This is a genomic window from Stutzerimonas tianxiuensis (genome assembly GCF_053470365.1).
In genome coordinates, this window is the sequence record NZ_JBPVWS010000008.1 from 75,178 (window position 1) to 89,223 (window position 14,046).

Genomic DNA, 14,046 nt, shown 5'->3' on the forward strand with positions numbered 1-14,046 from the left:
ACGCAACCCTGCCGGCAGCCGCTTGTCCAAATTCGACCTTACATCGAGCGGCTTAATGCGAGGGGAACTCAAACACTCCTGCGGCTATCGAATCCAGATGTTACTGGCTGACTGCCGGCGGCGAATTGACCGAGGCGCTTAAGCTATCAGCCAGACGTAGAGTGACGACGCACCGAAGGCATCGATGTGGAAATGCTAAAGCTTGAGTTTGTTGCGACGTAGTAAATCTGGAATGGAAATGCACCTAAGGACTCAGGTGATGACAAACATCAGCTCAAAATTTTTCTTTTTGCCGTTGACCGTGCTTGCGATCGTCTTGCACTTTTCGGTGTTTGGTGACAGTACGCACAACCCGATCGGCTTCAAGTTTCTGAACGAAGCCTATTTGGCCGTCTGCTTGGGATTGTCGCTACTGTTGATTCTTGCCAGCACTGAAGAGTCATCGAGAGAGTTCCGCATTCTGATGTATTACGCTTTCTACAGCGTTTTCGTATTCACCGTACTACCCGCAATCTTTTCGTTTTACACCTTTGGCCAACCCATCACATACGGCCTGATCGAAGAACGCCGGATTCTTTTTACTTTCGGCTTCGTCCCGCTGCTATTGCTTGCCAAGCACATCAGTACGCGCCAATTCGAGCATGCATTCATTTACGCCGCACTGATTGCAGTGGTCCTGTCCTGGTGTTTCAAGTTCGGGCTGGTTCCGGATCTGCGCGAGGAGCAAACGTCATGGGATCGTCCGGACCGCTCATCCATCGGGCCCTTTTTGATCTGTTTCGCCTATTTCTATTGCATTCAGGTGTGGGCAAAAGGCAAATCGCCCATCAATGGTGAGCAGCGACAGCGAAAGCTGTATCTCATTCTTGCAGCCGTGCTGTTGCTGACCTTGGTCTTCGCCACGCAAACCCGTCAGCTAATTGTACTGTGCCTAGCATTCACGCTTTTCTCGTTGCGGGCCAAAGCGATCATTTGGGCTGCCTCGCTTTGCGTTCTGTTGTCCCCGCTGTTCTTTTATCCAGAGTTACTTGAAATTCTCGGTCTGAACGTGGAGTTCTACGAGAGCAGTTTGGACGGTGACGTGGAGGATGGTGTGAGGCCCCACACGATCGCATCCGTGTTCAGTCACTTGAACCTAGTTAATTGGTTGCCTAGCGGGTCCCTTTCGCTGATGTGGCAGGACGGTTTCATCCCCTACTTCGGCGAACACTTCTTCCTGTCAGACATCGGCATCATTGGCACACTGTTTCGCTTCGGTTTTCTAACGTTCCTGCTAGTGCCTCTGACCCTGTTCGTCTACCACCGTATTGCACGCAGTATAAATTCCGAAATGGAGTTCACCTATGCAGTGATGCTGGCCTTCTTCGTGATATGGCCACTTAACGGTCTATTCGAATATACCCAACCAGTTATTTGCATGCTTTTCGTATTACATGCTCTACGGGCACGCCATCTTCGCAGCAAGGAACGAGTACATGAACGTCGCACTTATTCTCAACTACAAAGCTGCTACTGAAACGATCAGCTGCGCCGAAAGCCTGCTCGAACATTGCGCAACGATTGGCCATATCGTCATCATCGACAATGATTCGCAGGACGGCTCCGCCATCGCCCTTCAGAACTGGCTGGATGACAAAGCCCATACGAACGTGACCCTGCTGTGTAACCCAGACAACAGCGGTTATGCGGGCGGCAACAACTACGGGTTGCGCTGGGCAATGGAGCATCTGCAGCCGGAGTATTTCTGGGTCATCAATAACGACACCTATGTAGACAGTGATGCCTTCTCACCGCTACTGGAGGCATTGCAGCGTAACGACCGTCAGTTTGTCGGCTCGCTCGTATTGAGCGCTGACACGGGTCGGCTTGAGTGCTATGGCGGCGGAAAGCTCTATCCGATCCTAGGCAAAGCCCGATTGCTCGGGAAAGATCAGAGCATCGAAGCGTCTCAAAAGCAGCAACCTCAGCACGCTCCAGACTACATCATGGGCTGCAGCCTAGCCTTTTCGGCCGCATTGACTGAAGAAATCGGTTTGATGGATGAAGATTACTTCATGTATTTCGAAGAGGTTGATTGGCAGTACCGTGCCAGGAGCTTTGGTGTTTCAACGAGAGTGATCCCTGAAAGCCGCCTGTATCACTACGGTTCACTCAGCCTGGGTAGTCGATCAGCGTTCTATCACTACTATCGCAACCGTGCAGCCACCCGTTTCAACAAGCGCTTCTACGGCCCGGCATTCGCGATCGTTTCCGCGTTTCTGCTTTCGGCCGTTACAACTGTCAAGGAATACAAAAATCCCACCCTCGCCTGGTCAGGTATCAAGGGCGCCTTCAAGGGAGTAGCAATGAGTGTCGAGTGATACTAATGCGTTCGGAATAGACTTCTATTCCGGCAATAAGAAGACTTTATTGACCTGCATACGCGAGGGCGTCAAGCAACCCTATTCGTTTGTGGTTACGCCGAATGTCGACCATCTGGTTCAGTTGGAACATGACGAACAGCTGCGTGACGCTTATTTCAAAGCACGCTGGAGAGTATGTGACAGCCGCATCCTGCTTTCGCTGTTGAGCCGTTTGGGCATACATCTGGATGAAGCTATTCCCGGCAGCGATTTGACACTCGACCTGCTCAAATGGGCGGACCGGGATCGGCTGCGCATTGTCCTGATTGGTTCAGCGACATCCGAAGCCGATAAACTCAGAGCGCTCTATCCAGGCATTTCTCTTTATCACTACAACCCGCCGATGGGCTTCATTAAAAAACCGGAAGAAGTGCAGCGTTGCTTGCAGTTCGTTCGCGAAAATCCATCGGAGTTGGTTCTTTACGCCGTGGGTACCCCACGCGGTGAAGTCCTGGCTGCAGCCACCCAGCCCTACGAGCGCACGGGTATGGGCTTCAGCATCGGCGCCTCCATTTCGTTTGCAACGGGAACCATCAAGCGAGCCCCGAAGTGGATGCGCGAATTCAAACTTGAATGGCTGCATCGCATGTGCATGGAGCCCCGCAGGCTAGCCAAACGCTACTGGGCGGACGCGGTGTATATCGTGCCGGCCTTCCTGAGGGAAAAGAACTCCAGGCAGAAAGGCAGCCCAGCAAAACAGGAGTCTTGATCGACGATTGAGGCCACCCTTCGGACATACCGAGCACCGGTACGCGGTGATCGGCGGTCAGTGAAGCTGACCGATTAACTTCGCTGCCTTGCAGTGCCTCGTGCCAGGCAGGAGCGAAGCAAGAGCACATCAGAAAACCTATCCTCGAACAGGGAAGAACATGAAAGCGATTATCACGGGTATCACAGGACAAGACGGCGCCTACCTTGCAGAGCTCCTTTTGGAAAAAGGCTATACCGTCTATGGCACGTTCCGTCGCACCAGTTCGGTCAATTTCTGGCGGATCGAAGAGTTGGGCATCGACAAGCATCCCAATCTAAATCTTGTTGAGTACGACCTGACGGACCTGTCTTCCAGCATTCGATTGCTTGAAAGCACCGGCGCGACTGAGGTTTACAACCTCGCCGCACAGAGCTTCGTGGGTGTTTCTTTCGAGCAACCGCTGACTACCCTTGACATCACCGGTGCAGGCGCCGTGAACCTGCTGGAAGCCATTCGTATCGTCAACCCGAAGATTCGCTTCTACCAAGCCTCGACTTCAGAAATGTTCGGTCAGGTACAGGCCATTCCGCAGTCCGAAACCACACCCTTTTACCCCCGCAGCCCCTATGGCGTGGCCAAGCTTTATGCGCACTGGATGACGATCAATTACCGCGAGTCATACGGCATATTCGGCTGCAGCGGCATTCTGTTCAATCACGAGTCACCGCTGCGCGGGCGTGAGTTTGTGACGCGGAAAATCACCGATTCTGTGGCCAAGATTAAACTGGGCAAGCTCGACGTGCTGGAGCTGGGCAACATTGACGCCAAACGTGATTGGGGCTTTGCCAAGGAATATGTGGAAGGGATGTGGCGCATGCTGCAGGCGGACGAGCCTGGCGTTTTTGTGCTGGCGACCAACCGCACCGAAACCGTGCGCGACTTTGTGACTTTGGCGTTCAAGGCGGTTGATGTCGAGCTCCAGTGGGAGGGCTCCGGCGAACAGGAACAAGCCACCGACGCCGCAACCGGCAAGGTCGTTGTGCGGGTAAATCCTAAGTTCTACCGCCCAGCGGAGGTCGACCTGCTGATCGGCGACCCTCAAAAAGCCAAGGACGTGTTGGGCTGGGAACCTAAAACTACGCTTGAGCAACTGTGCCGCATGATGGTGGACGCCGACATGCGCCGTAATCAGCAGGGCTTTTCATTCTAAGGGCAATCGACTGGCAACGGCCGTTCTGGTTCAGGCGCCTGCTGATATCCGAGCACCCCAGAGGGTAGCCTTGTCGAAAGTCAGCCGGCGCTTTGATTTCGGTGCGGTCTGTTGGTCGTTTCAGCAGTCGAGACAGACGCAACTGGTACACCGAGACAGCGCTGGCGTTACGGCACTGATCGCCAACTGACGTCGACAGTAACCGCAACGCCATGCCCCTCGCCTATACCTGGGCCCTGCATCGGCTTTTGAAACTGGAAATTCATCCTATCGGGAAGATCATGCGTAAAGTGCTGATTACCGGCGCTACCGGTTTTACCGGGCGCTATATGGCAGAGGAACTCGCGGCCTGTGGCTACGAGGTTCATGGCCTCAGCTACCGCCAACCCGTCGGCGAACTGCCCGCGGCGGTCTCAGCCGTCCATTGCTGCTCGTTGAACAATGCTGAGCTGCTACGCGCGCTTTTGATCGAAATTCGCCCAACCTACGTCGTGCACCTGGCCGCGGTCTCTTTCGTCGCACACAGCGATGCCGATGCCATTTACACAGCCAACCTGCTCGGCACTCGCCACCTGCTGGAAGCGTTACGTACCGCAGCAATCGAGCTTGAAGGCGTGTTGCTAGCCAGCAGTGCAAACGTCTACGGAAACGCAACCGAAGGTGTACTGGATGAATCCGCGCCCTTTGCTCCGGCCAATGACTATGCTGTTAGCAAAGCAGCCATGGAGTTCCTTGCCCGGCTGTACCAGGATCGTTTGCCGCTGATAGTCAGTCGCCCGTTCAACTACACGGGCGTTGGTCAAGCGGAGCAATTTCTCATCCCGAAAATCGTGTCACATACGCGCCGTCGGGCCGCGGTAATCGAGTTAGGTAATCTGGATATTGCCCGTGATTTCTGCGATGTACGTCAGGTTGTCCATGCTTATCGACGCTTGCTTGAAACACCCGCCGCGGTCGGCCAGACAGTCAATATCTGCTCCGGATCTGCCTATACACTCGAGTACGTTCTCGAGCAGGCAGCTGCCATTTCCGGCCACCGCATGGAGGTCAGGGTCAATCCAGCGTTCGTGCGCAGCGCAGACGTAAAGAACCTGTTCGGTAGCCGAGCCAAACTGGATTCGCTGATTGGCGACATGTCCCGTATCGAATTGAAGGACACGCTGCGCTGGATGATCGAGCATTCCTCCGCGACAAATACCTGATCCAACCACTTTGCCGTCAGGAATGTGGCCGTCGATCTCAGTGATCGCACGGCCGCTTTCGCTGGCTCACGTGCGCGGTGTCAAGTCAGCCTGATAGCAAGTTGACAGCCGCATTTAACCGGCCACGGCTGCTGGTTACCTCAGCGTTCGCTTGCTTTTGATCTCCCTTTCGCCTCGTGCCGGCAAGCTCTGCATTACCAATTCATTTATGCACGTGGCCGTGAACCGCAGAGAAACGAAGCGGTCTATGGCTACTGTGAGCAACACGGCGTCGTTTTTCTATTAAGGAAGGACGCCAAACAACGATTGAGCGGTACCTGCCCGGTGGCTCAATCCGAACTGGCCTCACAGAGGTCTGGAGGTATATCCCTCAGAGCTTGCAGTAGCGACACCCGGAACAGCAGAGATTGAATGCGTCTGTAGCACCGCCGAAACACTTCGGCGACTGTCGATAGACAAGTCAGTGTTCGCTCGCTCCTTCAGCTAAAGGTGAATTGCGCTGTTTCACTTCGTAAAAACAACTATTCCGTCAAGGATGAAGAAACCATGAAACCATTATTTGCTCTCGCTTTCTCTTCCGTGCTGGTGCTACAGGGATGCGTCTTCTCGCCCGGTCAGCATCTGGATCCCGATCAGTTCAAGGACGGCGCAGAAACGGAAGACGGCACTGTCCAGCTGATGCGCATCACCCCTGAAATGCTCAAGGGCGAACTCTCCTCCGACCAGGGCACGTCCAGCAAGCAAGAGCTGCTGAGCTTCAAGCCAGAGGCTTATCGCATCGGCGCCAATGACCTCCTCTATATCACCGTCTGGGACCATCCCGAGCTGACCGCTCCGTCGGGCCCACAACAACAGCTGGACGCCAATGGTCGTCTGGTTCGCCCCGACGGCACCCTGTTCTACCCTTACATCGGGAATATCGAAGCAGCGGGCAAAACGATCGAGCAGCTTCGCTCCGACATTTCCAAAAGGCTGGCCAATTACATCGACAGCCCTCAGGTAGACGTCAGTCTGCTGCGCTTCGGTAGTCAGCGCATTGTGCTCTCCGGTGCATTCAATACTGCTGGCGAGGTCGAGGTGACTACCGCTCCGATGACCATCATGCAGGCTATTGGTCAAGCCGGTGTCGATACCGATACGGCGGACCTGTCCGGTCTGATGCTCAAGCGTGACGGCCGCGAATACATGCTTGATCTCGACGACCTGAACCGTCCGGACTCCTGGCTCCATGAGGTTTATCTGAAAGACGGCGACCAACTCCATCTGCCGTATAACGACCAGAAGAAGATCTACGTTCTGGGCGAAGTGGTAAACCCGCAAGCCATGACCTTCAAGGCCACCAGCCTCAACTTGATGGATGCTATCGGCACCGCAGGCGGTATTCGCCAAGACACTGCCGACGGCGAAGCGGTCTACGTGATTCGTGGCGCAGAAAACATCGCCACCGAAAAAGCCACCGTGTTTCAGCTGAATGCTGAGTCTCCTGCGGCATTTGCCCTGGCTCAACACTTCCCTCTGCAACCGCAGGATGTGGTGTTCGTCGGACCAGCAGGTATCACTCGCTGGAACCGCTTCATCAGCCAGCTGCTGCCTTCGGCTAGCGTCATTGGCACCGGAGCTGCGTTCAACCGGTAACAACCGCAGTCATCAGGTCGAGATCGGCCTGATCAAAACCGCAGTCAGCTTTGGAGCGACTGCGGTTTTTTATTGTGCTGCCGAACTCTTCGGGGCGCCTAGGTACGCTTAATCACTAGACCATTCAAGCGGCTATACATCCGACCCCAATCAGCGCGCGGAACCTTGCCGTTATGGCTGCCCCTTGCACGCAGCCGTGCGGCGCCGCACGGCGGTCTCACGCACCAGGACCCTGCTCTCCTGATAAACTTGCCGGCCATTTTCCGAGGCGATCGGTTAAGCAACCGCCCCAGTCGCCTTCAACTCGCTCAGACAGTCGCTATATCGCCACAGCCAACGGGCATAAAAGTGTCGAAGCAATCGTAGCGCGCCCTAAACGCTCCGCCGGAAAGCCGCATGAACGCCAGCTACAACCCTGTCACTACGTCTCCGCAACTGTCGCGCCGGTTTTCCGTCGCGCCGATGATGGACTGGACCGACCGGCACTGTCGGTATTTTCTGCGTCTGCTTTCACGGCATGCCCTGCTCTACACCGAGATGGTCACTACGGGCGCACTGATCAATGGCGATGCCAACCGTTTCCTGCGTCATGATGAGGCCGAGCATCCCTTGGCGTTGCAACTTGGCGGCAGTGTGCCAAGTGACCTCGCCGTCTGCGCAAAGATGGCCGAAGCGGCTGGTTACGATGAGGTGAATCTCAATGTGGGATGCCCCAGCGACCGCGTGCAGAACAACCTGATCGGCGCATGCCTGATGGGCCATCCAGCACTGGTGGCCGATTGCGTGAAAGCGATGCGTGATGCTGTGGGGATTGAAGTGACCGTCAAGCACCGCATCGGCATCAATGGGCGCGACAGCTATGCCGAACTTTGTGATTTCGTGGGGCAGGTCCAAGCGGCAGGCTGCCGCAGTTTCACCGTCCATGCGCGGATCGCCATTCTGGAGGGGCTTTCACCAAAGGAGAACCGAGAGGTTCCACCCCTTCGCTACGATGTTGCGCAACAATTGAAGCGCGACTTTCCAGATCTTGAGGTTATCCTCAACGGCGGCATCAAAACGTTGGATCAATGCGAAGCCCACCTGGAGCATTTCGATGGTGTGATGCTAGGGCGCGAGGCCTACCACAACCCTTACTTGCTCGCGCAGGTTGATAGCAGATTGTTTGGCAGCGAAGAACCGGTCATTACCCGAGCCGAGGCATTGAGGCGCATGCGCCCTTATATTCAGAATCATCTTGATAGCGGTGGCTCGATGCATCACGTTACCCGTCACGTGCTGGGGCTTGGCCAGGGTTTTCCAGGCGCCAGAAGGTTTCGCCAGCTGTTATCGGTCGACATCCATAAAACCAGAGAACCACTGGCGTTGCTTGAGCAAGCGACCGGATTGCTCGAGGGGCACTGATACTAGGAGGGAACACGCGGCCGCATTTTCAATCCAACAGCTGCAACACCCGGACCATCGGATACAGATGGCGAGATGGCCACGGAAATCGAGTCATGACTACCAAAGGATAGAGCGCCCTTATGACGTCAAAGCTGGAACAACTCAAACAATTCACCACCGTGGTTGCCGACACCGGCGATCTCGACGCCATCGCCCGTCTTCAACCGGTTGATGCCACCACCAATCCTTCGCTTCTGCTCAAAGCTGCTGCACTGCCGCGTTATGCAGAGCACCTCAAGGACGCTATGTCCCGCTGTGGCGGTGATATTGGCCTCGGCTGCGACCTGTTCGCGGTCGCGGTTGGGCAGGAGGTGCTGAAATTGATCCCGGGGCGGATCTCTACGGAGGTCGATGCGCGGCTTTCATTCGATACACAAGCCATGATCCAGCGGGGCGAGCGCCTGATCGGCCTATACGAGCAGGCCGGCGTATCCCGTGACCGCGTATTGATCAAGCTGGCCTCTACCTGGGAGGGCATCCGTGCGGCTGAGCAGCTGGAAAAATCAGGCATCCAGACCAACCTGACACTGCTGTTCTCTTTCACCCAGGCGGTGGCATGTGCCGAGGCCGGGGTGTTTCTGATCTCGCCTTTCGTCGGCCGTATCTACGATTGGTATAAAAAATCCGAAGGCCGCGACTATGTGGGCGACGAAGATCCTGGCGTGCAGTCGGTCAGCCGGATTTACGACTACTACAAGACGCACGGTTACAAGACCGTGGTAATGGGTGCGAGCTTCCGTAACGCGGGTCAGATCGAAGCGTTGGCAGGCTGCGATCGCCTGACGATCAGCCCTGAGTTGCTCAGCCAGCTGGCACAGGAAGAAGGCACGCTGGAGCGCAAACTCTCCCCCGGACGCGCCTCCGAGCCGCGCATCTGCATGGATGAAGGCAGCTTCCGCTGGGGATTGAACGAAGATCCGATGGCGACGGAGAAACTGGCCGAGGGAATTCGCCAGTTTGCGCGGGATCAGGAAAAGCTTGAAGCACTCCTGCCAACCAAGCTGTAGCTCAAGACCGCTCCAACGCTGTCACGAGGTCGCGAAACGCCTCGCGGTTCGATTCGTTGAGGCTCATCAGAATACGGTGAGCCTCCAGCACCTTGCCCTTTACGATCTCCTCGGACTGATCCTGGCTTGGCAAATCGGCCAGTTGCTCAGGCGACGGCAGCGGCTGATCAACGATATTAAACACCTGATCGAAACCCATAGATTGCAACAGACGTGTGATGTCTTCATGGGTGGTAACCAATGTCGGCAGCATGCCGACCTTCTGCCGCGAAAGAATCGAAAGTTTGGCGAGCAGACCGAGCGTGGTGCTGTCGATGCTACGGCTTTCAGTGAGATCGATAACGATCGATGAGAAATTGCGCGAAGAGAAGATCTTCTCGATCGTTGCATCCAGCGCCGAGCAAAGCGTCAGTCGGATCTCACCGACGAACTTGAGCACGAACGTGCCGTTCTGCTCAGCGAACTGGATCTTACCCGTGCTCATGCAAGGTTCCTGCTCAATACCAACAACGCGATGTCATCGGGCATATCCTCCAGATCGGCTAGGCCCAACACCCGCTGTAGCCCCACCAGCGTACCGCCTGCTTCGCGAATCAATCCGGGTAGCCCGGCCTCTTTATCTTTGAGGGTCTCGCCGGGCAAAAGGTCCAAAATGCCATCGGAAAGTAGCGTAAGACTGAAAGACTCAGGCAGTTCGATCTCGTAATTCTCGTAGGTGGCTTCGACGAACAAACCGACCGGCAAACCCTTTCCTTCGAGATATCTTGCAGCACCGTTGGCGTATAACACCGGCATTGGAAGGTGGCCGCCGATGCTGTAATGCAGCACGTTGCGCTCCTGATCAATAACCCCGCCTAGCATTGTGACGTGCTTGCCGAGCTTGCAGTTGATCAAGCCGCGATTGATGTGATCGAGCACCTCGGACGGCTTAAAAGCGCGTAATGCTCTGCCCCGTCGAGACTCGTAGAGCAACCGCGTGGTCATGAATTTGAGCAGGACGGTGACGAACGCTGAAGAGGCCCCGTGGCCGGATACATCCGCCAGGTAGAAGCCGATGCGGTGCTCATCCACTCGAAAGTAATCGACAAAATCACCCGAGAGGTACAGAGAAGGAATTATCTGATGGGCGAACTGGAACTCGTCGAGGCTGCAGGGTGTGACCGGCAGCATATTCATCTGCACTTGTCGACCAGCATCCTGATCCTCCTGAAGAAGATGCAAGCTCGCCTGCAGGTCGCGGTTGGCCGTCTCCAGCTGTTCCCGGTAACGCCGGTTTTCCATGCGCAAGCGAGACCGATCGAGGGCACGACGGACCGAGTGCTCAAGCATCGCCAGGTCTTCAAGGGGCTTGATCAGGTAGTCGGCGGCGCCCAACCGCAGAGCTTCGACCGCATCACTCATCACACCGGCACCTGACACTACGATTACCGGCAGGTCAGCCTGACGCTCACTGATCAGTCGGATGAGCTCCAGGCCATCCATCTGCGGCATACGCAGGTCGCAAATCACTAGATCAGGGTGTTCCGCGTCGAACAGCTCCACCCCTCGCGGTCCGTTAGGCGCCTGCAACACCTTGAAACCACTGTCATCCAGATAGGCAGCCAGGCTGGCTCGCACCACATCGTCGTCATCTATGATCAGCAGCGTCGCGCTTGGGTTATGCATGTTCCTACCAGGCGGTATCGCCAGGATGATTGGCGAAAGCATCGGCCCTGCGCGAGCGCCGGGCATGGGATCGTTTCAAGGCGCAGACGGTACTCCCATACGATCGGCGTTTCAAGCCAGGCGCGGTCGCTCCGCCTGTCCTTTACAGGCCGAATTGACGGGCGTTATAAGAACTGGCGAAACAAGAACTCAGAGGACGAAACAATGACCCAGCGAGATCGGGACTACAGTGAAAAACGCGACTTCATTCGAATGAATATCGAGACAGCCATAACCCTGACACAGGGTGAACATTGCTACGAGGCAACCTGCCTGGATCTTTCCAGCACAGGGATGCAGGTGGTCGCAGCGACGAGTTTGCAGATGGGTGACAAGGTCCAGGTGCACATTCCTTCGGAACACAGCGAACTGAAGGGACTGGATGCCGAAACAGAAGTGGTGCGGGTCGGTAAGCACGAAGACGGACGACAGAGCCTTGGGCTAGCGATCCTTTCAATGAAATGACTGTTGCTTAGGTAAAAACCACTTAGGAACAGCAAGGCTGTTAGAAACAGGCGGACCGCATCGGCGTTGGCCAATGCGGTCCGCAGCAGACCTATCAGAAATCGTCTTCGACCTGACCATCCTGAGTGCGGAATTCACGATTCTGCAGGTAGGCGTTGCGCACGAAGATGTACCTGTCGCCTGTAATCATTTTTTCCGCCGAGAGCAGACCGGCACGCATGTCCACCACATTGACGGCACGGGTCACGTTGCGTGTCGGCACATGCTCGATATACGGATACGGCTGCAGGAAAGAGTCCGGCACGCGTCCAGCCGCATCGCGCACAGTGCTCGGCCCCAGCAGCGGCAACACGACATAAGGGCCACTGCCCAGGCCCCACGCGCCAAGCGTCTGCCCAAAGTCTTCATCGTTCTTCTGCAAGCCCATACGGGTTGCGACGTCGAAGAAACCCAGCACGCCGAAGGTGCTGTTGAACAGGATACGGCTGGTGTCGATGCCCGCGTCCCGAACCTTGCCCTGAAGCAAGTCATTGGTCAGCACCACAACATCGCCAAGATTGCTGAATACATTGCCGATGCCGTCTTCGACAAAATTTGGCGTGATCTTCTGATAGCCCTGCGCAAGCGGCTTGAGCGTATAGGTATCGACTTTATCGTTGAAGGTGAAGATCGCGCGATTCACGCCTTCCCAGGGGTCTTGCTCAGCGGCCTGGAGCGATGATGCGCCAAACACGGCCAGCGCCGTCACCAGCGCTATTCTGAAGTAACCAACCCAATCCTTGCCGATGACTTGCATCGCGGCATTCTCCTATTTCGAATGGGGACAATTGCCCAACAAAGCGCAGCAGTATAAAGCGATAACGGCCAGTTCCGGCAGCGGGCAGACACACGGAACCCCTACGGATCTTTGCAGACTCATTGAGACTCAAAAGCAAGGACAAGCCCAGCACGCTGGTTTACCCTGCTCACATCAAGCGCTGGCGACTTTGCCGTACGACAAACCAAGAGGGTAGCAACATGCCGGAACATGATCTGCAGTCGCAGCTAGCAGAGCTGCGTAGTCAACTGGCCCAGGACACACCGCTTACTGAAGAGGAGCGCGCGTCGCTGCAGGTGATTGCCCATGACATCGAACTGCGACTCGCCAACGAAGACGGAGTCGACCATCAGAACGACTCGCTGGTCGACGGCGTCAATCTGGCTGTCGAGCGTTTCGAGGTCAGCCATCCGAACACGGCAATGACGCTGCGCAACATCATGCAGACCCTGGCAAACATGGGCATCTGAGCGAAACCGCTCGGTCTATCAGAGCGTGAACGCGTTCACGCTCTCCTATCGCAACGGTTATTGCCGAACCAGCCGGCTATTGCCCGGCGATACAGGCTGGGTACTGCGGTAGGGATTGATATCCAGCCCGCCGCGACGTACGTAGCGAGCATGCACGCTGAGTCGCTCTGGCATCAGCACGCGCTGCAAGTCGAGAAAGATACGCTCGACGCACTGTTCATGAAAGTCAGCGTGCTGGCGAAAACTCACCAGATAGGCAAGCAGGCTGCCGTGGTCCAACGCAGCGCCGCGATACTCAATTACTACCGTGCCCCAGTCCGGTTGGCCGGTGACAGGGCAGTTGGATTTCAGCAGATGGCTATAGATACGCTCATCGACCTGGCGCTCAGGGTCGCTGCTCAGTAGTTCTGGCCGCGGCGAATCGTATTGCCGAATCTCGATATCCAGATCATCGATACAGTGCCCGTCTAGCGGCGCGATCCCATCCTCAGCAACTTCATCCAACGTGCGCAAGCGAACTCCGACGGACTTACCCGCTGCGGCTGACAAGTCCCGCGTCATCACCTGCACAAGCGCTGCCCGACTCTCGAAGACCGATTGGTTCAGCGAGTTGAGATAAAGCTTGAAAGACTTGGATTCGATGATATTTGGCGAGTCGGCGGGAATGCTGAACTCACCAATGGCCACCACCGGCTTGCCGGATGGCAACAGCCAGGACAGTTCATAGCAATTCCAAATGTCGACGCCGCCATAGGGCAAAGACTCGGCCGTCAGCCCAAGCTCGGCCCATTTGGGCGCACGCGGGATGGGAAAGAGCTGCTCGGGGCTGTAGGTCGCGACATAGGCGCTGGATTTGCCCAGCGGCGACAGTTCGGCGGGGTGCTGCATAGCGGGAACCTGTACGAAAAATGACCGCAAGTGTAGCGGTTCCCGTGTGGTTTATCACCGCGCCTGCTCATCGGGCCATTGGCTGCCCGTCAGATCAAGCGCAGCAACCTCG

The 14,046-nt window shown here is 56.0% G+C and carries 14 protein-coding genes; 10 read left to right on the plus strand and 4 right to left on the minus strand.

Translation table 11 applies throughout. The features are described 5' to 3' along the window. Window positions 1-259 precede the first annotated feature (259 nt). The 8 genes from ACSSNI_RS11970 (at window position 260) to tal (ending at window position 9,590) form a co-directional block, all read left to right on the plus strand. Window positions 260-1,516: a hypothetical protein gene (locus ACSSNI_RS11970; protein ID WP_148924946.1), complete on the plus strand. Its 1,257-nt coding sequence runs from the start codon at window positions 260-262 to the stop codon at window positions 1,514-1,516. Beyond that, on the plus strand, window positions 1,476-2,360 hold the full coding sequence (locus ACSSNI_RS11975; RefSeq protein WP_200638203.1) for a glycosyltransferase family 2 protein: 885 nt from the start codon (window positions 1,476-1,478) through the stop codon (window positions 2,358-2,360). The genes ACSSNI_RS11970 and ACSSNI_RS11975 overlap by 41 nt, the downstream gene beginning before the upstream one ends. Continuing rightward, window positions 2,350-3,111, plus strand: a complete 762-nt coding sequence (locus ACSSNI_RS11980) for a WecB/TagA/CpsF family glycosyltransferase (RefSeq protein ID WP_102834549.1) — start codon at window positions 2,350-2,352, stop codon at window positions 3,109-3,111. The genes ACSSNI_RS11975 and ACSSNI_RS11980 overlap by 11 nt, the downstream gene beginning before the upstream one ends. A gap of 160 nt (window positions 3,112-3,271) precedes the next feature. After that, window positions 3,272-4,303: a GDP-mannose 4,6-dehydratase gene (gene gmd, locus ACSSNI_RS11985; protein WP_102834550.1), complete on the plus strand. Its 1,032-nt coding sequence runs from the start codon at window positions 3,272-3,274 to the stop codon at window positions 4,301-4,303. Window positions 4,304-4,584: 281 nt separating this feature from the next. Next, window positions 4,585-5,505, plus strand: coding sequence for a GDP-mannose 4,6-dehydratase (locus tag ACSSNI_RS11990; protein ID WP_200638076.1), 921 nt, complete (start codon window positions 4,585-4,587; stop codon window positions 5,503-5,505). A 546-nt stretch (window positions 5,506-6,051) separates the two neighbouring features. After that, the gene (locus tag ACSSNI_RS11995; RefSeq protein ID WP_200638075.1) at window positions 6,052-7,140 is read left to right on the plus strand and encodes a polysaccharide biosynthesis/export family protein; all 1,089 of its coding nucleotides are present in this window, start codon (window positions 6,052-6,054) and stop codon (window positions 7,138-7,140) included. Between the two features lie 396 nt (window positions 7,141-7,536). Further along, complete coding sequence (dusA, locus tag ACSSNI_RS12000) at window positions 7,537-8,541, plus strand: tRNA dihydrouridine(20/20a) synthase DusA (RefSeq protein WP_200638074.1); 1,005 nt, start codon at window positions 7,537-7,539, stop codon at window positions 8,539-8,541. Between the two features lie 122 nt (window positions 8,542-8,663). Continuing rightward, complete coding sequence (gene tal, locus ACSSNI_RS12005; protein ID WP_200638073.1) at window positions 8,664-9,590, plus strand: transaldolase; 927 nt, start codon at window positions 8,664-8,666, stop codon at window positions 9,588-9,590. 1 nt (window position 9,591) lies between these two features. On the opposite strand, the gene rssC is transcribed toward tal, so the two are convergent. Together rssC and rssB are read right to left on the minus strand one after the other, a co-directional pair. Continuing rightward, window positions 9,592-10,074: an anti-sigma factor antagonist RssC gene (gene rssC, locus ACSSNI_RS12010; protein WP_102834554.1), complete on the minus strand. Its 483-nt coding sequence runs from the start codon at window positions 10,072-10,074 to the stop codon at window positions 9,592-9,594. Then, window positions 10,071-11,255 carry a two-component system response regulator RssB gene (rssB, locus tag ACSSNI_RS12015; protein ID WP_200638072.1) on the minus strand — a complete coding sequence of 395 codons (1,185 nt, stop codon included), beginning with the start codon at window positions 11,253-11,255 and terminating at the stop codon, window positions 10,071-10,073. The genes rssC and rssB overlap by 4 nt, the downstream gene beginning before the upstream one ends. A gap of 204 nt (window positions 11,256-11,459) precedes the next feature. On the opposite strand from rssB, the gene ACSSNI_RS12020 reads away from it, so the two are divergent. Then, entirely contained in the window at window positions 11,460-11,759 is a 300-nt protein-coding gene (locus tag ACSSNI_RS12020) for a PilZ domain-containing protein (protein WP_200638071.1), read from the plus strand. A gap of 94 nt (window positions 11,760-11,853) precedes the next feature. On the opposite strand, the gene ACSSNI_RS12025 is transcribed toward ACSSNI_RS12020, so the two are convergent. After that, a complete protein-coding gene (locus ACSSNI_RS12025) occupies window positions 11,854-12,555 on the minus strand; it encodes an MlaA family lipoprotein (RefSeq protein WP_200638070.1) in 702 nt (233 codons plus the stop codon). A 221-nt stretch (window positions 12,556-12,776) separates the two neighbouring features. On the opposite strand from ACSSNI_RS12025, the gene ACSSNI_RS12030 reads away from it, so the two are divergent. After that, window positions 12,777-13,046, plus strand: coding sequence for a DUF4404 family protein (locus ACSSNI_RS12030; protein ID WP_102834558.1), 270 nt, complete (start codon window positions 12,777-12,779; stop codon window positions 13,044-13,046). A gap of 57 nt (window positions 13,047-13,103) precedes the next feature. Here ACSSNI_RS12030 and queF read toward each other — a convergent pair whose 3' ends face one another. After that, window positions 13,104-13,934: an NADPH-dependent 7-cyano-7-deazaguanine reductase QueF gene (gene queF, locus ACSSNI_RS12035; RefSeq protein WP_200638068.1), complete on the minus strand. Its 831-nt coding sequence runs from the start codon at window positions 13,932-13,934 to the stop codon at window positions 13,104-13,106. Between the last annotated feature and the right edge of the window lie 112 nt (window positions 13,935-14,046).